General features: G+C 40.8%; 21 protein-coding genes and 1 pseudogene. 8 read left to right on the top strand and 14 right to left on the bottom strand.

The window, feature by feature from the left end:
- Positions 1–37: 37 nt before the first annotated feature.
- Together N1I86_RS11570 and erpA are read right to left on the bottom strand one after the other, a co-directional pair.
- On the bottom strand, positions 38–1,363 hold the full coding sequence (locus tag N1I86_RS11570; RefSeq protein ID WP_341096428.1) for an L-dopachrome tautomerase-related protein: 1,326 nt from the start codon (positions 1,361–1,363) through the stop codon (positions 38–40).
- Between the two features lie 372 nt (positions 1,364–1,735).
- Entirely contained in the window at positions 1,736–2,098 is a 363-nt protein-coding gene (gene erpA / locus N1I86_RS11565; protein ID WP_003352460.1) for an iron-sulfur cluster insertion protein ErpA, read from the bottom strand.
- A 338-nt stretch (positions 2,099–2,436) separates the two neighbouring features.
- Between erpA and N1I86_RS11560 the strand changes: the two genes are divergently transcribed.
- On the top strand, positions 2,437–3,120 hold the full coding sequence (locus N1I86_RS11560) for a DUF2225 domain-containing protein (protein WP_341096426.1): 684 nt from the start codon (positions 2,437–2,439) through the stop codon (positions 3,118–3,120).
- Between the two features lie 132 nt (positions 3,121–3,252).
- On the opposite strand, the gene N1I86_RS11555 is transcribed toward N1I86_RS11560, so the two are convergent.
- Positions 3,253–3,489, bottom strand: a complete 237-nt coding sequence (locus N1I86_RS11555; protein WP_003352462.1) for a YuzB family protein — start codon at positions 3,487–3,489, stop codon at positions 3,253–3,255.
- Positions 3,490–3,712: 223 nt separating this feature from the next.
- Here N1I86_RS11555 and N1I86_RS11550 point away from each other — a divergent pair, with 223 nt between their 5' ends.
- Entirely contained in the window at positions 3,713–4,777 is a 1,065-nt protein-coding gene (locus N1I86_RS11550; RefSeq protein ID WP_341096424.1) for an NAD(P)/FAD-dependent oxidoreductase, read from the top strand.
- Between the two features lie 182 nt (positions 4,778–4,959).
- Here N1I86_RS11550 and N1I86_RS11545 read toward each other — a convergent pair.
- Positions 4,960–5,283 (bottom strand): annotated as a pseudogene (locus N1I86_RS11545) (YuzD family protein).
- A gap of 133 nt (positions 5,284–5,416) precedes the next feature.
- Here N1I86_RS11545 and N1I86_RS11540 point away from each other — a divergent pair.
- Positions 5,417–5,653, top strand: a complete 237-nt coding sequence (locus N1I86_RS11540) for a NifU family protein (protein ID WP_003352465.1) — start codon at positions 5,417–5,419, stop codon at positions 5,651–5,653.
- 252 nt (positions 5,654–5,905) lie between these two features.
- On the opposite strand, the gene yutH is transcribed toward N1I86_RS11540, so the two are convergent.
- On the bottom strand, positions 5,906–6,913 hold the full coding sequence (gene yutH / locus N1I86_RS11535) for a spore coat putative kinase YutH (RefSeq protein WP_048623922.1): 1,008 nt from the start codon (positions 6,911–6,913) through the stop codon (positions 5,906–5,908).
- A 369-nt stretch (positions 6,914–7,282) separates the two neighbouring features.
- On the opposite strand from yutH, the gene N1I86_RS11530 reads away from it, so the two are divergent.
- On the top strand, positions 7,283–7,798 hold the full coding sequence (locus N1I86_RS11530; protein ID WP_040340817.1) for a phosphatidylglycerophosphatase A family protein: 516 nt from the start codon (positions 7,283–7,285) through the stop codon (positions 7,796–7,798).
- A 74-nt stretch (positions 7,799–7,872) separates the two neighbouring features.
- Here N1I86_RS11530 and N1I86_RS11525 read toward each other — a convergent pair whose 3' ends face one another.
- Entirely contained in the window at positions 7,873–8,637 is a 765-nt protein-coding gene (locus N1I86_RS11525; RefSeq protein WP_040340840.1) for a TIGR01457 family HAD-type hydrolase, read from the bottom strand.
- Between the two features lie 63 nt (positions 8,638–8,700).
- Entirely contained in the window at positions 8,701–9,141 is a 441-nt protein-coding gene (hepT, locus tag N1I86_RS11520) for a type VII toxin-antitoxin system HepT family RNase toxin (RefSeq protein ID WP_003352469.1), read from the bottom strand.
- 105 nt (positions 9,142–9,246) lie between these two features.
- On the opposite strand from hepT, the gene N1I86_RS11515 reads away from it, so the two are divergent.
- Together N1I86_RS11515 and N1I86_RS11510 are read left to right on the top strand one after the other, a co-directional pair.
- The gene (locus tag N1I86_RS11515) at positions 9,247–9,510 is read left to right on the top strand and encodes a DUF3055 domain-containing protein (RefSeq protein ID WP_003352470.1); all 264 of its coding nucleotides are present in this window, start codon (positions 9,247–9,249) and stop codon (positions 9,508–9,510) included.
- A gap of 60 nt (positions 9,511–9,570) precedes the next feature.
- The gene (locus N1I86_RS11510) at positions 9,571–9,906 is read left to right on the top strand and encodes a cytosolic protein (RefSeq protein WP_341096422.1); all 336 of its coding nucleotides are present in this window, start codon (positions 9,571–9,573) and stop codon (positions 9,904–9,906) included.
- 403 nt (positions 9,907–10,309) lie between these two features.
- On the opposite strand, the gene N1I86_RS11505 is transcribed toward N1I86_RS11510, so the two are convergent.
- The gene (locus tag N1I86_RS11505; RefSeq protein WP_003352472.1) at positions 10,310–10,585 is read right to left on the bottom strand and encodes a YutD family protein; all 276 of its coding nucleotides are present in this window, start codon (positions 10,583–10,585) and stop codon (positions 10,310–10,312) included.
- Between the two features lie 137 nt (positions 10,586–10,722).
- Here N1I86_RS11505 and N1I86_RS11500 point away from each other — a divergent pair, with 137 nt between their 5' ends.
- Positions 10,723–11,409: a YhcN/YlaJ family sporulation lipoprotein gene (locus N1I86_RS11500; RefSeq protein WP_341096420.1), complete on the top strand. Its 687-nt coding sequence runs from the start codon at positions 10,723–10,725 to the stop codon at positions 11,407–11,409.
- Between the two features lie 277 nt (positions 11,410–11,686).
- Here the strand turns inward: N1I86_RS11500 and lipA are convergent, their stop codons facing one another.
- Positions 11,687–12,637, bottom strand: coding sequence for a lipoyl synthase (gene lipA, locus N1I86_RS11495; protein ID WP_390895361.1), 951 nt, complete (start codon positions 12,635–12,637; stop codon positions 11,687–11,689).
- Positions 12,638–12,823: 186 nt separating this feature from the next.
- Here lipA and N1I86_RS11490 point away from each other — a divergent pair, with 186 nt between their 5' ends.
- A complete protein-coding gene (locus tag N1I86_RS11490) occupies positions 12,824–13,816 on the top strand; it encodes a M23 family metallopeptidase (RefSeq protein ID WP_341097336.1) in 993 nt (330 codons plus the stop codon).
- Between the two features lie 115 nt (positions 13,817–13,931).
- Here the strand turns inward: N1I86_RS11490 and yunB are convergent, their stop codons facing one another.
- The 5 genes from yunB to N1I86_RS11465 all read right to left on the bottom strand — a co-directional run bounded on the left by yunB (position 13,932) and on the right by N1I86_RS11465 (position 18,614).
- Positions 13,932–14,645: a sporulation protein YunB gene (yunB, locus tag N1I86_RS11485; RefSeq protein ID WP_341096419.1), complete on the bottom strand. Its 714-nt coding sequence runs from the start codon at positions 14,643–14,645 to the stop codon at positions 13,932–13,934.
- A gap of 337 nt (positions 14,646–14,982) precedes the next feature.
- The gene (locus tag N1I86_RS11480; protein WP_341096417.1) at positions 14,983–16,353 is read right to left on the bottom strand and encodes a bifunctional metallophosphatase/5'-nucleotidase; all 1,371 of its coding nucleotides are present in this window, start codon (positions 16,351–16,353) and stop codon (positions 14,983–14,985) included.
- 331 nt (positions 16,354–16,684) lie between these two features.
- Entirely contained in the window at positions 16,685–17,530 is an 846-nt protein-coding gene (locus tag N1I86_RS11475) for a DUF72 domain-containing protein (protein ID WP_341096414.1), read from the bottom strand.
- A gap of 479 nt (positions 17,531–18,009) precedes the next feature.
- Positions 18,010–18,306 (bottom strand): EamA family transporter, encoded by a 297-nt coding sequence (locus N1I86_RS11470; protein WP_341096413.1) that lies wholly within the window; start codon positions 18,304–18,306, stop codon positions 18,010–18,012.
- A complete protein-coding gene (locus N1I86_RS11465; protein ID WP_341096411.1) occupies positions 18,306–18,614 on the bottom strand; it encodes a fatty acid desaturase in 309 nt (102 codons plus the stop codon). Before N1I86_RS11465 ends, N1I86_RS11470 begins: the two co-directional genes overlap by 1 nt.
- Positions 18,615–19,282: the final 668 nt, after the last annotated feature.

Genomic DNA, 19,282 nt, shown 5'->3' with positions numbered 1-19,282 from the left:
AAAATCCGGCTTATTGGATGACTGTAAAAAAGTTATTTTATGCATATAAGTACGACTTTACATTTTTGCCTACAAAAGCTTTCCAAACGATGAGATTATATGGATTACTCCAATCGATTTCGTCTTGATTTCGTTCAAACATCTGATGAAGACGGTTGCTGTTAAAAATAATGGACCCCTTTTGATCAAATGCTACCCCGTCTACCCACAGCATCCGATCATCAGAGACGAAGCGATGGAATCGATTGTTCTTAGGAGAATAGACTCCGATTCCTTTCCCTTCCAGCATCGTATAAAAAACATTTCCTCTGTTGTCTGCGTGCATCCCGTCGGTGGTCGTCCCTTTGCTTCCAATCGCTTTAACCGCTCGACTGATTTCATCTAAGGGTGTTTGAAAGTTTCTCAAAAGCGCTGTATCGATCGCATATAAATTTCGACCTGTAACCGGGCAATAATACAAAGTGGAACGATCTGCGGACAACGCAATACCATCGCTCCCTATTTTAATCGGTCTGTCTTTAAAGACCGGTTTCGAGTCAATCTCAAAAACAAATCCCGGAAAATCTTGTGTGCTGTAATGACGGTCAAGCACACGTCTGAAAGTTTTGTTCCTCATATTGTATACGATGATTCCACCGACAACGGGATGGTCGGGCCAACCATTTCCGGAATCGGTGATGTAGACAAAACCATGTTTATTGTCTACAACCAAATCATTTAAAAAGGAAGTTCGATACGAAGCAATCTCATTCGGTATTTTGATCGAATCAATCAATTGATTCGTATTTAAATCCCATATAACCAATTTTTGCGAACCTTCCCGCGAAGGGGCATAGGCGATTTTCCCTTGATCTAACAGCCACATCCGGTTGTTTTCATCAATTTCATATCCCAGGACAGATTGCAGCACTCCAGGGCTGCCCGCCTTATTCCATTCCCAGCTTGGAAAAGCTTCTAACAGCGGTTTGCCGTTTTTTATTACAATGCGATTCATAGTAGAAGGGATGCCTTCTGCCCAGCGGGGAACAGATACATAATAGTTGCCTTGCTGATCAACCTTAATACCGGCAGGCATGGCATGTCTCCAATATTGATTTGCCTCAAATTCCTGCTTCATCCTTAAATTTGGAAAATGCCAATCCAAATGGTTCCAATGGAAGAGGATTTGATAGCGACCGATTTTCCCTTTCTCGTCTTGAAAAAAATACCGCGCCCAATAAGGATCTCGTTGGTACGGATGTGGATGTTGATAAGCATGTTGCAGATAAGGATACATTGGATAAGGGGAGAGCTGCGAGGAATAATACTGTCGCTCATTATTTCTTGGACAGTCACCGGTCCCGTTGTATTTGGAATCCTGCATGTCATCCAACCTCCTCTTAAGGTTTCTCGTGGTCATTCCCTTTGATCAATATATGTCTGCTGTTCAAAAAGGCATGGGCTCAAGCCGGGCGTCATCATCAGAATAGTAAGGTGGTGGCATAGTTGCATCCAAGACAAGAGGGAAAAAGAAATAGCCGATTCCAAAGATAAAAGATATCTGTGTTTTAACATCAAAAAAACGACCTCCTTCAACGATTTAACATAAACCGTTAAAAGAGGTCGTAATTAACAACCCTAAATCGCAAATTTTGGGGTTGTTTTTATTCAAAAATACAAGCACAGACTGCGGATTTTTTACTGGAATTAACAACCCTTACCGATTATGTTGCCGTTTCAAAACGTGCCGGAAGACTTAGCACTCTTCCGGCGTTCCAACGTTTTGCGCCGTACGGAATGATGAACCGCAACCGCATGTGGCAATAGCGTTTGGATTATCGATTGTGAATCCGCCGCCCATTAACGATTGTTTATAATCAATTTTGGTTCCTTGCAAGATCGGTGCGCTTGCTTTATCCACTAATACTTGAATGCCATGTTGTTCAAATTGGATATCGTCTTCACTCGCTTCATGGTCGAATCCCATTCCGTAAGATAATCCGCTGCAGCCGCCGCCTCTGACAGCCACGCGCAAAAAAGCGCCTTCTTCTTCATTTTCTTTCATCATATCTTTTATTTGAAAAGCTGCAGCTTCCGTAAGGCTAATGACTCCCTCCATCTTAAAAACCTCCTTTTGTATTGAATTTCTATTCTTTTCGGAGTACAAACCGTCCCGATTAAAAACAGCGGATTCCGATGTTATTTGTAGTATAATCCGTTTTTCTTTTTTCCTCAATAGATCCGTTTGAAAACACACGAATAAGTCCCTGAATGATTTGACAATAAAATCCGTTTATGGGGTCATCTTTTCATTTTCCATTCAGATAATACATTCTCATAATAAAAAAGGCCTATTTAAATTTTTTTACAACGAATAAAGACCTATTTTAAAAATTTTTGTATAATGAAAAAGACCTATCAAATAAAATAATAAAACATCTCAGGAAGTGAACAAATTTGGCGGAAATCACACCATTTTACGAAAAAACTGAAGAATGCCCTCTTTGCAAAAAAATTTTCACCACCACTAAAATACGTTCCCGCTTTATAAAAGTGGCTTCTTATGATACAGATTTTTCCCCTGTCTATCAAGATTCTGAAATCAACTCGATCATTTACTTTGTAAACGTGTGCCCCCATTGCGGCTATTCTTACACAGAGGAATTTTCCCGATATTTCCCCCCGGCCGTTTTAAATGAAATCAAAGAGAAAGTTTGCTCGCGCTGGGTGTACCAGGACTACGGCAAACACCGCAGCATAAAAGATGGGATTAACAGCTACAAACTAGCTTATTATTGCGCCACCTTAAAGCATGAAAAAAATATCACAATGGGCGGGCTGGCATTGCGTACGGCTTGGTTATACCGTCTCTTGAAAATTCAAGAAGAAGAAAATCGTTTTTTAGAAATGGCCGTCAAACAATACGAAGATTCCTATTCAAAAGGAGACTTTTCACGAACAAAAATGTCTGAAATAAAACTTTTATATTTGATCGGGGAATTAAAAAGACGGCTGGGACACTACAAAGAAGCGACCTTTTATTTTTCCAAAGTAATCGAACGGCAAAAATTCGCTACAGAACCAAAGATTTTGGAAATGGCAAAAAATCAGTGGCAAATGATCAGACAAACAATGGAATAGAAAGGCGGCAAAGCCCGGTTCTTCTGTCAAAATTTGTTTTCTAAACAGCCTCTATATTCTATTTGTACGATGATTTTTGCCGTTTTCTCTCGCCCTTTTTCACACCAATCCTCCCATCTTTAGCTCTCTCTTTTAAAACATCGGGTTTTCTTCGATATGTTTATATATATTCTTCACCAACTCTTCCGGAGAGTCCCCTCTTACAGGATCGCCGTTGACAAGGGCGAAAAGGGATTCTCCACAAAGAGTGCAATAATTAAGACAGCCATATTCGACAATGTCCAGATTAGGATCTTCTTCCAATATTTCAAGCGCTTTTTGCGCACCGCTTGCTAAATTGCTGACGCAGAATTCAATAATTGGATTCATATCATCACCCCAGGATTGATTGTACTATTGTTCCGCCGGTCAGAAAAGAAATGTATCTTGCCAATAGACATATGATGGAAACCCCTTAATAAGCTGTTGTGAAAAACATGAACTTTCGTTATACTCTTGTATGGGGTATTTTTATAGATAATTTTTCTTATTGCATTTTTCATATTGAAAGGGTTTTAAAACTGACTTAGCAGAACAAAAGGGGAAATTTTTTATGAGAAACTTGGTTTTACTTGGCGGAGGATATGGGAATATGCGAATATTGCTCCGGCTGTTGCCAAATCTTCCGGAGGATGTCGCCGTTACACTTGTGGACAAGGTTCCCTACCATTGTTTAAAGACTGAATATTATGCCTTGGCAGCCGGAACAATTTCCGACCAGCATGTACGGGTTCCCTTTCCTACTCATCCACAGCTTTCGCATGTTTTTGCAGAAATTACTGAAATCGATTTGGAGAACAAAACCATCCATTTGAAAGAACAAGATCCGATTATGTACGATGAGCTGGTAATAGGTTTGGGGTGCGAAGACAAATATCATGGAGTTCCGGGGGCGGCTGAGTACACACATAGTATTCAGTCGATTGAAAAAGCGAGAAATACATATCAGTGCTTAAACAATATGCCCGCTGGTTCAACCGTCGGCATCGTGGGAGCAGGTCTAAGCGGAATTGAACTGGCAAGCGAACTTCGAGAAAGCCGTCCTGATTTAAAAGTGAAATTATTTGATCGAGGACCAAGAATTTTATCCACTTTTCCTGAACGATTGAGCAACTATGTACAAAATTGGTTTACGGAACACGGAGTAGAAGTGATCAATGGCGCCAATGTGACGAAAGTGGAGCCAAATACATTATACAACCATGATGAAAAAATTGCTTGTGATGCGATTGTCTGGACTGCCGGCATTCAAGCAAACAGACTGGTCAGGCAATTGGATGTGGAAAAAGATGCTTCCGGCCGTGTGAAGTTAACCCAATACCACAATATTCCGAACAATGAACATGTTTATGTAGTAGGCGATTGTGCAAGCCTTCCTTATGCACCGAGCGCCCAATTGGCGGAAGAACAAGCAGAGCAAATTGTTCAAGTCTTATTGAAACGCTGGAAAAATGAACCCCTTCCGGAAAAAATGCCTGAAATTAAGCTGAAAGGAATTTTGGGATCTTTAGGAAAAAAAGAAGGATTTGGTTTCTTGGCAGAACGTGCCATTACCGGCCGCGTCGCCCGTTTCTTAAAGTCCGGGGTTCTATGGCTGTACAAATATCACAACGGTTAATCGAAACAATCCCGGCTAACAGACGAACGGCCGGGAAAACCAGACTTTTCAAAATCAAAAGTTTGTCTTGTAAAGGCCGTCCCTCCGTAACTGCAGCAATGAAAATATTCGGGCATCTTTTAATACGAAGGAGGTTCCCGGCCCCTTAAGTGGATCGGCTTTCTTTCAGCTCATTCATTGTTTTATGGAGCTTTGTATCCGTATTTTTCCATTTCTTCGCAAATGACTTTTAATCGCGGATTTCCTTCCCCGACCATTTTTCCTTCAACTAACACCACAGGATAAAAAAGATCTTCCTCAATCACTCAGGATGCGAAGCTTTTTTTCTCCTTGTCTTCAGGTGGATCATAAATATCCACATACGTCATCTTGAAAGGCTGATGTGGAAACTTTCTTTCCAAAGCTGCCGTCAACCACTCAAACGTATCTTTCGATGAAGGCAAATGAACACAGCTTGCACAAATCTGTTCTGCACCATATACGACAATTTCAATCGGCTTCTGCACCGCTCTCCCCCCACCCAAACCTTTGTCCGTTTCTCATCTTCATTTTATCCAAAATCTTTCAAAAACGAAACAAAGACGATAGATTTTTTTCATGATAGTCATTATAATAAACGTAGGAAAGGAGTCGATACAAATGTCCGATCAGGCAATGAAAGAACAAGTGCAAGAAGTGTTGGATAAATTGCGTCCGTTTTTACTTCGCGACGGCGGCGACTGTCAATTGATGGACGTTGAAGATGGAATCGTAAAGCTTCGGTTATTGGGCGCCTGCGGCAGTTGTCCAAGCTCGACTATTACATTAAAAGCAGGTATCGAACGTGCTTTGTTGGAAGAAGTCCCCGGAATCGTGGAAGTCGAACAAGTATTTTAAAAACTATGGAATTTGAAGCTGATCAGGAGAAAGATGATCCCTTGACTAAGCAGAACAAGACATAAAAAACGCTTGTCCTTATCCATATGTCCGAAGGGAGAAATTCTTTTCCTTGAATCAGCTTTTTTTTGAATTGCAGTCTTGATTGATTTCAACACCATTGTTTTCACAAAAGCAAAAATAATACGCAGAGTAAAAAGACCAACTTTCACATTCCGGAAGTTGGTCTTTTTTAGGCATAGTGTTTTTTCGTTACCGTAAGAGCCACGGCACCACCGGAATTTGAATTCTTTTTACAGGCACTTCCGCCAGCTGATAAAACGAAGCCAAAAAATGTTCGTATTCTTTGGTATCTCGGATATATCGTGTTAATTGTTCTTCCAGTTCCTTTTTTCTTTGGGGAGAAGGCGTCATAAAATAATCTTCTACACATTCAAAAAAGTGAAGCGGAAACATGAGCCTTGCAAAAATCAATCTCCAGGAAAACACCGTCAGCGGCTGAATCGATTGATACCCCTTTATAAATTGTTTAATCTCCGCCTTATATCTCGTTTGTTGATGCCAAAATTGATATCGAATCCACTCGGAAATATCCCTTGCCGCATGATCAAAAACCCAATCAAAAGGATTTTTGATGATATCCGTTTTTCCCCAAGTATCCGGTCGAAAACGTTCATGGCATATGGTCCCCGCATCAGATTCCATTGGATCTTCATCCAACTCTGTATCGGCTACATACTGAATGGCATTTTCCGCCATTCCCATATAATACGGGAAAATATCCACGAATAAAATGTCAAACGGGTCGCTTGGAGATTGTTGAAGCAATCGGTGATAAAAGCCTTCAAGCTGCTCCAGCCTCTTTTCCCATAAAAACCGCCAAGTACCCATTCGATTCGTTTGAACCATCTTTTCTTGGATAAAACGGCCTCTGTAATGAAATTTGGCTAGCTTTCTGCCCATGTTGCTGTAGCTTCTCCCTTTTTTAACGGGATTACGCAAAACAATGAAGTCCTGCCCTTCCACCGTTTCTAAAAATTTTCCGTTTTTGGACAAACAAAAAGAAGATACTCCTCTTTCACCGAACTTTTGAAGATGCAGAGACATTTGGCGAAATTCGATGAGCATTTCTTGTGTCAATTTCGTAGCATTTATAATAGTATATAGATAACCCTTTGCTTTATATCGGATGGGTTGGTTAGAATAGAGGGCTTCTGTCTGGATGCCGTAATACTGCTCTAACAATTGAGAGTAATCCATTTCCATCCTCCTTTAGCCACTGGCCCGTTTCGTTCCTTTCCGTGCCAAAAGCTTTCATGTTTCACCTGTGTAAATAAACCACAAAAAATTTTGAAAGCATGCAGTTTGAACATACTAGTAATATATATGTATCTGGCTCCCATAATTGCGTCTATTGATTGAATTTATGATCCCGCTTTTCATCTGGCAAATCAATGAAAACGGGCTTTCAAGATTGATTTCTTTCGTCTTCTTACAAAAGATGAATAAACCGATCGAATTCTTTATATTCCATCTTTTTTAATGGAGTATATTAAAATAGAAACAGCAACCTCGTAAGACAAAGAATATACTTTCCAAATATTACAGAAAAAAGGTGATGGTATGACAATGAAAAAAAGAGATGCATTAAACATGACAGAAAAAATGGCGCGCGAATGGCTGACAAAACGAGGAGTAACGATTGAGGATATCGCAAAACTGGTATTGTTTTTACAAAAAAAATACCATCCCAATTTGCAGCTGGAAGAATGCATTCAAAATGTAGAGGCAGTTCTCGGAAAGCGTGAAGTTCAAAACGCCATATTAACAGGCATACAATTAGATGTTCTGGCAGAGCAAGGCAAGCTCGAAGAACCATTACAATCGATTATTCAAACAGATGAAGGACTATATGGAGTCGATGAAATATTAGCTTTTTCCATCGTAAACGTATACGGTTCGATAGGATTTACAAACTATGGCTATATCGACAAAATCAAACCGGGTATTTTAGAATATTTAAACGATAAGTCTTCCGGAAAAGTAAACACATTTTTAGACGACATTGTCGGCGCCATTGCTGCGGCGGCTTCAAGCCGACTTGCCCACCGAGCCGGCAATAGCGATGAAACAATTGATTCATGAAAGGTAGTGTAAAAAACGGACAGCCGGGCTTCCCTTCCCATTGTACGTCCGAAGGAGAACCCGGCTGTTTGTTTTCATACTTCCCACTCGCTAAGAGAATCAACAGTATAGGTCGGTTTTACTTCATAACGCTCCAAATGCTCTTTTAAAGTAACTCCAGTATGGACGAGGAGCGTATCCAAACCGGCATTAATACCTGCACGAATATCTGTATCATAATTGTCTCCCACCATTATGGTCTCTTCTTTGGAAGTTCCTAATGCTTCAAGAGCTTGTTCCATAATGATCGGTGACGGCTTCCCGATAAAAATAGGTTCCGTTTGAGTCGACACAGAAATAACGGATGTCAGTGCACCGTTGCCCGGAAGAAAACCCCTCTCCGTTACAAGGGCAATATCGCTGTTAGTGGAAATAAACGTTGCCCCGTTGCGGACGCCAAGGCAGGCAAGAGTCAATTTTTCGTAGTTGATCGATCTATCTATTCCGATCACGACGAAATCAGGATTCTCGTCTACAAACCGAAATCCTTTTTCCTTCAATGCCTCTCGGAGTCCTTCTTCCCCAATCACATAAACAGAAGCACCTGGTTTTTTCTCATACATAAAATTGGCAGTCGCCATCGCTGTCGTATAGACTTGCTCCTTGGTGGCCGGAATATCAAAATCCCTCAATTTTGCTGCCACCTGTTCCGGTGTTCTAGACGAATTATTGGTTACAAACAAATAAGGAATATTTTTTTTCTTCAATCGATGAACGAATTCACCGGCGGCTTCGATTTTTTCCGTTCCTTTATACACCGTTCCATCCAAGTCTATTAAATAACCCTTATATGCTTTCATATGAACTCCTTCCAAATCGTCAGTCATATTCATAAAAAAACGCTCCCATAAAGAAAGCGCTGATCATAGATTTTTAAAAGCAGAAACCGGACCCAATTCATTGTTCAGATACGAACGAACTTTGATTGGAAATTGTTTTAATAATTCAAGATTTTTTTTGAATACTTGGTCCACTTTCTGATGATCAATGGTGGTATATTCCTGAACAAGCATTTTTCGGAGGCTGATGATCTCTTTTAAAGAGGCAGCCAATTCTTCTGTTATCACTTTTTCATCCAATAATATATCCACAATATCGTCATAACTTCCCGGATCTCTCATAATAAATCCATCGATAATATCATTTCCGGTATCAATGACCGCTTCAATGATCGAATGCGCCACACGCTCTAAAGCGGCCTTTTCTATACCTGTCTTCCAGTCAGTCTGTGTTTCCAATAAGCTTAAACGAACTTCCAAATACGTCAGCCTGTCTTCGACTTTGTTTCGATCCACAAAGTACACGGTACAACACCTGCCCTTATCTCTTCTCAGCCACTTTCATTGTACCATACTTCGCTGTCTCATGGTAAAATCAAAATACTGAGTTGAAGGGGAGGAATCTGGTTAATGGAACGCTTTTTTTTATATGACGAAACAGAAAAAACAAACATACGCTATATCAGTTTTATGGGAGAAAATCAGCGATTTGATCTAGCGATTATTCAAACAGATAAATACTACGGAAAAAAACTGGTGCTGGATTTGCTCGGAAACCGCTTTGCCATTATCGGTACGGATGATTTGGAAGAGCCCGGATATTTAGAAGAAGTGTACCGTCTTAGTGAAGCAGATGCTCAAGAACTCCGTGAACTTTTATATGAAATGATTTAAGCGAATGATCACCCCGATTTCGTCCATACTAACCGTATAGACAAATACGGAGGTGCTGCCATGTCTCGTCGAGTTGGAAAAGTGGACAAAGAAGATCAAGCCTATTCAGATTTTTCTGTTGTCGAAACCATGAAAAATTTCCTAATACCTGAAGAAGTGCCGGAAGGACCTTATGGATCTCCAAGAGGGCAAGATACCCCTGTTGAAAATAAATCGACCCCTTGGGAAGAAGGCCAACGGCATCACAGTGCATTCAATTATGAATTTAAATCGCTTCACGAAGGGCTTCCAAGGCAATATCCCGACGCCCACCTTCCTCATGATGACCCTGATCGCACTGAAGAACCGCCATACACTACAAACCGCAACGTCGACCCTTTAGATCCTGAGGGATAAGGTTCCACTAACCATCTAAGGTCACTGGGGGTTAGTGGAACCAATCGGGCTTTTAGGGGCAGTTCCCTGTTCTCGGACTGCTCTTGTCTCTCTTCCCTTGAAGTGGGGGCTACAGTCCCTTAATTCGGGATAAGGTTCAGCTACCCGGTTGAACCAATCGGACATTCATAGGCAGTTGAACCCTTCTTGGACTTTTTTTGAGAAGGAGACTTACTGCCTTTCATGCGGGACAAAATAAAACTTCCATCCGTGGTACACGGATGGATCGTTGAAAATTATCATCCAGGAGGATAAAAGAAAATTCCCGCTAAAAAGGGCAGTCTTTTTCACAGGATCACTTTTCCTCTAAAAAAGCCATTTGAAAAGTACAGCCGATTAGCAAAAAAGGACGGCAGCAACCGTTTTATTTTTTTACTTTTTTCAAGACAAAATAAGCGCATCCAAAATTGCAGTATTCATATAAATATTCTTTCAAAGTGCTAATTTTCGTATCAAAAGTTGCCTTTTGGTTTTGATCATCAAAGAAGCCTTTCAGCCGCAGCTGGCCATATCCCCAATCACCGACAATATAATCATACTTGCCTAATATCTCACTATAGCGATGGCGAAAAGCCTCTTCTTGAAAGCCGTTTTTGTAATCCTCTATTACTTCATAGCAATGATTATTGACGCAAATCATGCTTTTCACCTCATTCTGAAACCTTTCCTCACTGTCAAAAAATTTATTTGTTCCATTATAACATAACGAATCCCCCACAAATTACTAAAGGGGATTTAAAAAAAGATGGATATCCTATGCCCAGGGGGGATAAAAAGATGAAAAAAAACATCTTGGCAGGATGCTTATTAAGTTTGGCGGTTTTGTCCGGCTGCAATAATGAAGCCGCTGATCGCGATCGTTCGGGAATTTACGACCGGAACGGAAATACACTCAATGTCAATAACGATCAAGATCTTTTTGATAAAAATCGAAAACCATACAATATCATGACAGATGACCGTGATGAGGCATTTGGCTATGTACGTCATCAAAAAAGCCCGATTCAAGGAAAAACCATTTCTTATCGGGACATGTACACTATGGACAGAGAGCAGGTGGCTGATACGATCAGCCGACTAAGCGTCGGACTTCCGGACGTAAAAGACTGCGCCACGCTTGTAACAGACGAGGAAGTGCTCGTAGCCTACGACCGTCGTCAAAACGCCCGTACTTCCCGTTTTGAGACGGCAGATCAAGTGAAAAGAACGGCCATGAGCGTAGTCCCTCGCTGGTACCATGTTTATGTCACGGACGATCCAAATTTGAGAAGAGACGTTGAAAACCTTGCCTCCATGGATGCCAATACAAGAAATTCTGAAACAAACATCAATCGGACCATCAACCTCATGTTGGATCGTTCACCGCAAGGGCGTTCCATAGTAGACGGGGAAAATCCGAATGGCGAACGCATTCACGACCCGCTCGAAGATGATAATCATGCACAAAAAAGAAAGAATCAATAATCGCGAAATTCAGGTTTTGCGGCTCCATTCTCTTTGCAACAGGACATTCGCACGGATCCTGTCTAGCGGGAATCATTTTTCCAAAAAACGGCAAAATCCGTTGAAAGCGGATGAAAGGAAAAACTTCCATACAGCTATTTTTGTTTTTCTCACTCGCTCTGGTTTGGACGGCTATATGCCCCCTGACACCTTATTTCAACATGTTTTATTTAGCGGAAAAAGTGAGTTCAGCAAACAATGCTGAACTCACTTTTTCTATTCGTCATCATTTCAAACTTTAGGCGTTTTGCGCTTCAATCCGATCCATAATTTCTTTTGCTTTAGAAGCTAAGTTGACTTGTTCATCCGCATGATAGGAAGAGCGAACAAGCGGTCCCGCTTCACAGTGGCTGAAACCTTTGCTTAAAGCAATTTCTTTTAATTCCGCAAATTCATCCGGATGATAGTACTTTTGAACAGGCAAATGCTTTTTCGTCGGCTGCAAGTATTGGCCGATCGTCATAATATCCACATGATTGGCCCTGAGATCATCCATCGTTTCGATAATTTCTTCTTTTGTTTCTCCAAGTCCGATCATAATGCTCGACTTTGTCGGAATATCAGGCTGCATTTCTTTGGCACGGCGCAAAAACTCCAATGACCGTTCATAAGTGGCCCGCGCCCGCACTCTTGGTGTCAGTCGTTTCACCGTTTCCACATTATGATTTAAAATATCCGGACGGGAATCCATTAAAATTTTCAAATTTTCTTCCACTCCGCCCAAATCAGAAGGCAGAACTTCTACAGTTGTAAACGGATTTTTTCTGCGAATGGCGCGTACTGTTTCCGCCATTACGGCAGCTCCTCCATCTTTTAAATCATCTCTAGCCACCATCGTCACAACCACATGTTTTAAGTTCATTTGTTGAACGGAATCAGCTACCCGTTCCGGTTCTTTCCAGTCAAGTTCCGATGGCAAACCAGTCTTGACTGCACAGAACCGGCAAGCCCGCGTACATACTTCCCCTAAAATCATGAATGTTGCCGTTCTTCTCACTCCCCAACATTCATGGATATTGGGACAGCGCGCTTCTTCACAGACCGTATGAAGGCTTTTCTCTCTCATCATTTTCTTTAAGCCTTTGTAATTTTCGTTTGTATTTAGTTTTATTTTTAACCAATCGGGTTTTCTTAAATATTCCTCCGTTTTGCTCATTTTTAACATCTCCATTTCTTTAGTAGCTTTCAAAGAGCCGAAAACAATGGCAATGTAATAAACTTCTCTCTTTGTTGCCACTTTACCATAGTTTTCAGTGTAAACACAAGCATTCAGAATTCATGATTGCCAATATTTTAACTCATAAAGAATCCTTTTTCTTCAAATAGTATAGTTATCGATTATTTTATTTGAAAGGGAGGCTTTCATTTGAAAAAAATGGTTTTCCTGCTATTATTGCTGATCCTCTTCCCTTCTTATTCCTTGGCGGCAGAGAATCAGACAATGAAGGAAAAGCAGATTTTCAAACAACGGATAGAGTTATATAAAAAAATGCAAGCTGCAACGAACATTCCTTGGTATTACTATGCAGGGCTGGACCAATATGAACGAAACTTACGCCTCTTCCGAAAAGACTTGCCTAAGCCTAAAGGAGCTATTTCGATTTGGATCCCCCCCGAAAAATGGTCTGGTTTGGCAAACCCGAATCGTGAAGACACCAATCCGAAAACGATCGCCTTTTTTAACGGCTACGGGGTGGATGGAAATGGTGATGGAAAGGCGGACAGAAATAACGATGAAGATTTGTTGGCGGCAATCGGCCAGCATTTTCTGAAGTACGGAACCGATGAAGATAATATCCGTATCGCATTATGGACTTATTATAAAAGAGATAAAGCGGTAAGCATCATTATGGAACAGGCTAAAATCTACAAAGTTTTCAATCGTCTTGATCTTTATGACAGAGCGTTCCCGATTCCATTAAATTACAATTATTCATATAAAAGTACTTGGGGAGACAGAAGAGGATGGGGCGGCCGCCGTATACATGAAGGAACCGATATTTTCGCTGATTACGGTGTTCCTGTCCGTTCTACCTGCTACGGCATTGTCGAGATGAAAGGATGGAATCGATACGGCGGATGGAGAATCGGCATTCGCGATGTCAATAATACGTACCATTATTTTGCCCATTTAAGCGGTTTTTCCAAAAATCTAAAAGTTGGGAAAGTCGTAAAACCCGGCACGGTCATTGGCGGAGTCGGCAGCACTGGATACGGTCCGCCGGGAACGGCAGGAAAATTCCCACCTCATCTTCATTACGGTATGTATAAAGATACGGGCACGACCGATTATTCTTTCGATCCGTATCCTCACTTAAAACAATGGGAACGAATGGAACGATTAGAACGTAAAAAGAATAACTCTTAACAGTTGCCCCTTCTTCAAAAATCCCGTTCAAAAAAGCTTCCTTAAAATATGCGCACCATAAAAAGAAATCAGGGCGTTCCCGATTCCTTAATACAAACGGGAGCGCCCAGGTTTTTTATTTCGCCGGAATTTCAACAGAAGAATGGCCATTTCCGCCAAAAAATTGAGGCACGTCTCCTTGAATAATTCCCATTGCCACCGGAATATCCTGTTCCACTTTGGTTGTTTTGGTCGAAAAAGGAATAATGATTTGCACATTAACTTGAACATGGATGGCCACTTCTACATAAGCATTGTTTATGCCATAAGGTCTTACCGTCGATTTGACATCAGAACGAACATCGCCGACCGCATGAAAACGGACAGGGACATTCGGGCCCAAATTGCCGAGAATGGCGTTATTCGTTGCCTGGCCTAACGGAACGGAAAATACGATCCCTTCCAGTTTTTTGGATTGCTGAGGATCTAATTTGACATCCGCATAGTCCAACGGTTCGAGTTTCCCTTTTTCCGCTTCCCGCAAATTGTTTTGAACTTGATTCGTTACCTCTCCCAAAATCCGATTAATAATTTCCGTATTCAGCCTAGTCGTAGAAGACTTGCTTTGATCGCGATTCGGAACGGTTTCGATAATGTCGTTAATATCCATGACGTTGGCCACTTTTTGATTAATAGCATTATTAATGACCATGGAAGCAATTTTTTTCGTTTCTGATTCCGCATAGCTCATTAAAGTAGGCTTAATCCCTGCATTAATCAGCCATAAGCTTAATGCAGTAAAGCAGGCAAAAAGAATGAACGTGATGACAAAAACATACCGTAAAGGCAAAGGTCCTCTCCGGGGTTTGTACTTTCGCAATGCAGGCAAAAAAATCCCCCCTTACAAGCTATATGTATGCTCGTAAAGGGGGAATTCATTAATCATTTTTATTTTGCACCTTCACATGTAAATGCGCTTTCTTGCCCCGAATGCATTTAAGAGCCAAGCGTCGTGAAACCTATTCTTGCTCACTTTCACACGGCTAAAACACTGGATATCCTTAATGAATCGCTTTCCTATTTGAAATCGGTCTATTGGGCATAAGAGGTGAGAGCCAATCAAATGGGCAATGCCAGCAACCGCACTGTCCGTCTATCAATTCCAAATATCTTCGATAATATTGTACTTATCCAAATACACGCACTAATTTCCATTCCATCAGATCACGCAAAAATTCCGGCATATAATATTGCTTTTCTTGAGCACGAACTAATTCCGGGAAAAAAGCGCCGTATGTAAACAGATCCGGTACGGCTAGACGATATTGTTTGTCCAAGTTCAACTCTTGTCCATTTATTTTAACGGAACCGTTGTCTCTGTCGATATCAATCCGATCATATACAAATTCACCCCATATTTTCCCCCTGAATCCAAATCCTTTTACCTGCATCTGAGGCCATTTTTCATCCAAAGTTTGATCGATGATCTTTTTCAGTACTCCTCCGTTGAGGGTAATGGCACAAGGATTAATCGGATGAGGCAATAGTTGATGAAGATCAAACTTTGTAATCGTTCCTTTTCGAAGCGGGCGAAGAAGAAGACCGGCATTTATAATGGCGCAATCAGCATCGCACCATTCTCTTAAGCCTTCGCACAGCCATTCCGCTAACGGTGATGCTTTAAACCAATCAATCGAGAGCTCGCGATCTAATTTTACGACAGGCTGGCTTAACAAACGCTTTCCCTCGCTTTGATAACGGGCCGTTTCTTCTTCCTCGCCAATAGCAGGCTTCAATTCATGGACATCATAAAGCAGCGCTTTTTTCTCTATCCCTTTCTTCGATGCAGGTTCGATCTCCGCTACAATATGTCCGACGTAATTCCCGAATTTTCCGGCCGCTGCTAATAGTGTATCGTTGACCCATTTCCCTTGATGGTAAATATGATGGGTATGAGCTCCCATCACTATATCTACCTCTTCCATTTCCTGTGCAATTTTATCATCTTCATGCATGCCTAAATGGGAAAGAACGACTACTAAATCTGTTTCTTGCGCCAAATATTCCACCTGCGCTTTTAATTCATCAAGAGGCAGCGTTATTTTCCATCCGAGAAGATGATAAGATTCAGGTAAATAGGCAGTGACGCCCGTAACGCCTACTTTCCAGCCGTTTTTCAGCTTATAAATATGATAAGGACGACACCAAGTGGGTCTCTTTCCATTTTCATCATATAAATTGGCGCAAATGACGGGGAATGCGGCCTCCTCATATAAATGATTCAATCCTTCTTTAGGCAACGTCATCCCTTCATTATTCCCGATCGTTGCCCCATCATATCCCGCTTTATTTAACAGCTTGACATTGCCTTTTCCTAGAGTAGCCTCTGTATAAGGATGGGAACGATCAATATGGTCCCCGATATCAAAAATCAGCACGCTTTCCCCCGCTTCTTCATGCCATTTTTTTCTTTCCTGCAGAAAACGGCGGATTCGCGGCCAATTTTCAAAATGGCTGTGAAAATCATTTGTGTGGTAAATATGAATCGTTTCGCTCACCGTCTTACCTGATGACTAAAAAAACTGAAATGCCAACCGCAAGGATACGAAACATAACATCGCCGACCTTTTCGGCATATTCACCGGCCGTCAGGCGGCATGTGAGTCCAGAAACAGGAAAACTTTGTTTCCTTTCCGTTCATGATGCGATCATGACATTATACATTGGCAGCCACCAGGTTTCCACCTCCTTTCCTGAAACGGTCGCCTGTCGGATATGTGGAAGGAGTAAGAAAACTCTATCATTATTCACTTTTTCTTAAAGTGATTTTTTTCAATACTTCCATCTTACACATTTCTGACAGCTTGGTCCAAAAATCTAATTCTGGTGTTAAAATAAATTTAATTGCCTAGGTGCCAGTCCTTCATATTCTAACCCTAATAAATCCATCATTTGTTTGGCATTATCAGCTGCATCCCCGCCGGAATTGTTATTAAAAACGACATAGATTTCTTTGCTTTGCTTCTCTAAATCGAGTAAATTTTCTTTCCATGAAAGCAATTCTTCTTTATTATAACGATATAAATATCGAACCTCTCGCCAATTGCCTTGATTGGGCTTTCGCCAGCCATGGATATTCCGACCGTGAAAACGGACAAGCGTCTTTTGAGGGTCCGTTGCTTCGATAACAGCCGGTATGGAACCACTGCCCGCTTGTGGTTCGTCGCAAACGCTATGAATCCATCCTTCTCGTCGCATAAAATCTAACGTCTTATCTTTCCATGCTTTCGAAAACCATGATTGGTGGCGAAATTCAAGAGCCGTTGGAACATCCTTCATCCACTCTTTGCAATATCTTAAATAATCGACATTCTTCTTTTGGCAATCAAACCACGGTGGAAATTGAAAAAGAACCATGGCTAATTTTCCGGCTTGTTGATAAGGCTGTATAGAATCCAAAAAAGCTGCAAACATTTCCTTTTTAGACGAAAAAGGCAGCTTTCCACGTTCATGTCCGGTCATTCCTTGATAGGCTTTTACGATAAACTGAAACTTTTCAGGCGTGTCTTGCACCCATTTTTCCGCATTTTTTAAAGGTTGAATGGCATAAAACGAAGCGTCGACTTCGACAATCGGAAAATGCGCCGCATATTCTTTTAGCTTATCACGTGGGGAAATTCCTTCAGGATAAAGAGAATGATGATCTCCCCAGCCTGTTACCCCGATCCAAATCACATTTTATACCTCGCTATCTTCAAGTATAGTGTGTTTTTTCTGTATAACCCTTTTGAACGAAATAAAACCAGACAAAAAGAAAAGGCCGAACTTCCTCAGACATAATAATGGAAGAAAATTTTTCCATTCATTATGCTCATAAGGAATCTGGCCCGGATGACGAACCTGATGAACAGGTCTTAACCGATGGATCCTTCCATTTCGATTATAACAGAACGAAAACTAAACTTGAAAGTGCATAAAATGGTTTCGCAAAGTGGAATTTTTGAGCAATGTTGGTATCAAAAGTAGTATCACAATTTTTATTTTTGGTGGGCAATCAATGGGCAAGTCCATCATTTTTATGGGAACAATACATCGGGAAAGTGCGTTTAGGATGTCAGATGTCAAAAACAAAAAAGGAAGATCATTGAAAAATGATATTTGATTTGAGCAATATTTTTTGCTCTCCGCTTCTTTAGCTCCTGTTTGCAAAGTTCTCATCCGCTCACTTTATACGCTGTCGTTTCAAAAAAATACAAAACAAAGATTCCCAGGAATGAACACAACAAAATATGCTTTATTTTACTTTTCAAACGAATGATATTAGTCCGGAGTGTTTTATTGCCTAACGCCAGTATGGAAATAAAAACAAAAGCTATCAAACATTTATAAAAAGAAACTCCCGCTGGTGTCAGGTTACTTTGAAAGGATCCCTTACTAAAAATTCCAACTGTTCCATTCAAGATGGCTGCAGATAACGCAAAGACGGCTCCCATTATATATGTTTTTTTCATTAAGCATTATTCACCTTCTGTTTTAATATTGGAAGTTTATGATTCTTGAGTAAATCTTGAATTAACGGAGGGTTGGTATTAGCCGAGAAGAAAACCCCTCTCATTTGTAAATTCCATTCTCGATACGTTTCATCCACCATCATGATTTTGTGAGCTTTCCCAATATTCCAATAAGGAATGCTAGCCTGTAAATGATGTGTTAAATGATAATTTTCCGCATGAATACTAAGGAAGAACGCTTCTATCCAATGGCTGAATCGATTACGGGTCATGTATATACTTTTTTTATTCGTTAGAACTAACGGCACAAAAGTGTAAAATCCTCTTTTTTGGTAATTTTTTGTATCCACTGCCCTGACATTGACAACACTTTCAAATCTCACCCGCTTCACGTTTTCAAGGCCTTTGATGTGGATTTCCTTGTGAACTGGATCTAGATTCGTGAAAGGAACCAGTTACCTGTTCCGTAATTTACTCATATCACACTTTGAATATGACAAGAAAATATAATTCTATCGCGTAGTGAACCTTTCCACCCAAAATCCTGTGTCTGATATGGGTTTAGGTTTGGGCATTTGCAACATTCCAACATGCTCTGGCAGCACCATTTCTATGTCCATTGTTATGCCCCACTCTATATCTTGATCGGAATAAGTGATACGTTGAAGAAACGTTCAATGTCAACAAAAGAAGAATCAAGGTAAGGCGTTCGTTCTTTATCCAAAAAATTTATTGGAGATATCTTAGAAGAAAAAAGAATCCGCAGAAAATACTACGGATTCCATGAGGGCTATTTTGTATTCAACGGTATCGCCTCATAATCACTTATTCAAATGATCACAAAAAGTTTCAAGAAGTCTCCCTGAGTTGCAGATTCCGGTTTTCGGCATAGTCGTGCTTCATATAGTAGAAGCCAGGATAATATTAAATATGTATCCGAACGGCTTGGCCATGCAAGTATAAAAACAACCGCTGA

The sequence above is a fragment of the Bacillus sp. FSL W8-0116 genome (assembly GCF_038003825.1).
In the GTDB taxonomy this organism is placed as follows: domain Bacteria; phylum Bacillota; class Bacilli; order Bacillales; family DSM-4216; genus Bacillus_O; species Bacillus_O smithii.
Note: the sequence above shows the minus strand (reverse complement) of the source record. Positions and strands in the feature narration are given on the sequence as shown.

Excerpts from the sequence above, each read along its gene's own strand:
- N1I86_RS11570 (WP_341096428.1), bottom strand. The coding sequence starts at position 1,363 with ATGCAGGATTCCAAATACAACGGGACCGGTGACTGTCCAAGAAATAAT.
- erpA (WP_003352460.1), bottom strand. The coding sequence starts at position 2,098 with ATGGAGGGAGTCATTAGCCTTACGGAAGCTGCAGCTTTTCAAATAAAA.
- N1I86_RS11555 (WP_003352462.1), bottom strand. The coding sequence starts at position 3,489 with ATGAATCCAATTATTGAATTCTGCGTCAGCAATTTAGCAAGCGGTGCG.
- N1I86_RS11550 (WP_341096424.1), top strand. The coding sequence starts at position 3,713 with ATGAGAAACTTGGTTTTACTTGGCGGAGGATATGGGAATATGCGAATA.
- N1I86_RS11540 (WP_003352465.1), top strand. The coding sequence starts at position 5,417 with ATGTCCGATCAGGCAATGAAAGAACAAGTGCAAGAAGTGTTGGATAAA.
- yutH (WP_048623922.1), bottom strand. The coding sequence starts at position 6,913 with ATGGATTACTCTCAATTGTTAGAGCAGTATTACGGCATCCAGACAGAA.
- N1I86_RS11530 (WP_040340817.1), top strand. The coding sequence starts at position 7,283 with ATGAAAAAAAGAGATGCATTAAACATGACAGAAAAAATGGCGCGCGAA.
- N1I86_RS11525 (WP_040340840.1), bottom strand. The coding sequence starts at position 8,637 with ATGAAAGCATATAAGGGTTATTTAATAGACTTGGATGGAACGGTGTAT.
- N1I86_RS11515 (WP_003352470.1), top strand. The coding sequence starts at position 9,247 with ATGGAACGCTTTTTTTTATATGACGAAACAGAAAAAACAAACATACGC.
- N1I86_RS11510 (WP_341096422.1), top strand. The coding sequence starts at position 9,571 with ATGTCTCGTCGAGTTGGAAAAGTGGACAAAGAAGATCAAGCCTATTCA.
- N1I86_RS11505 (WP_003352472.1), bottom strand. The coding sequence starts at position 10,585 with ATGATTTGCGTCAATAATCATTGCTATGAAGTAATAGAGGATTACAAA.
- N1I86_RS11500 (WP_341096420.1), top strand. The coding sequence starts at position 10,723 with ATGAAAAAAAACATCTTGGCAGGATGCTTATTAAGTTTGGCGGTTTTG.
- N1I86_RS11490 (WP_341097336.1), top strand. The coding sequence starts at position 12,824 with ATGGTTTTCCTGCTATTATTGCTGATCCTCTTCCCTTCTTATTCCTTG.
- N1I86_RS11470 (WP_341096413.1), bottom strand. The coding sequence starts at position 18,306 with ATGAAAAAAACATATATAATGGGAGCCGTCTTTGCGTTATCTGCAGCC.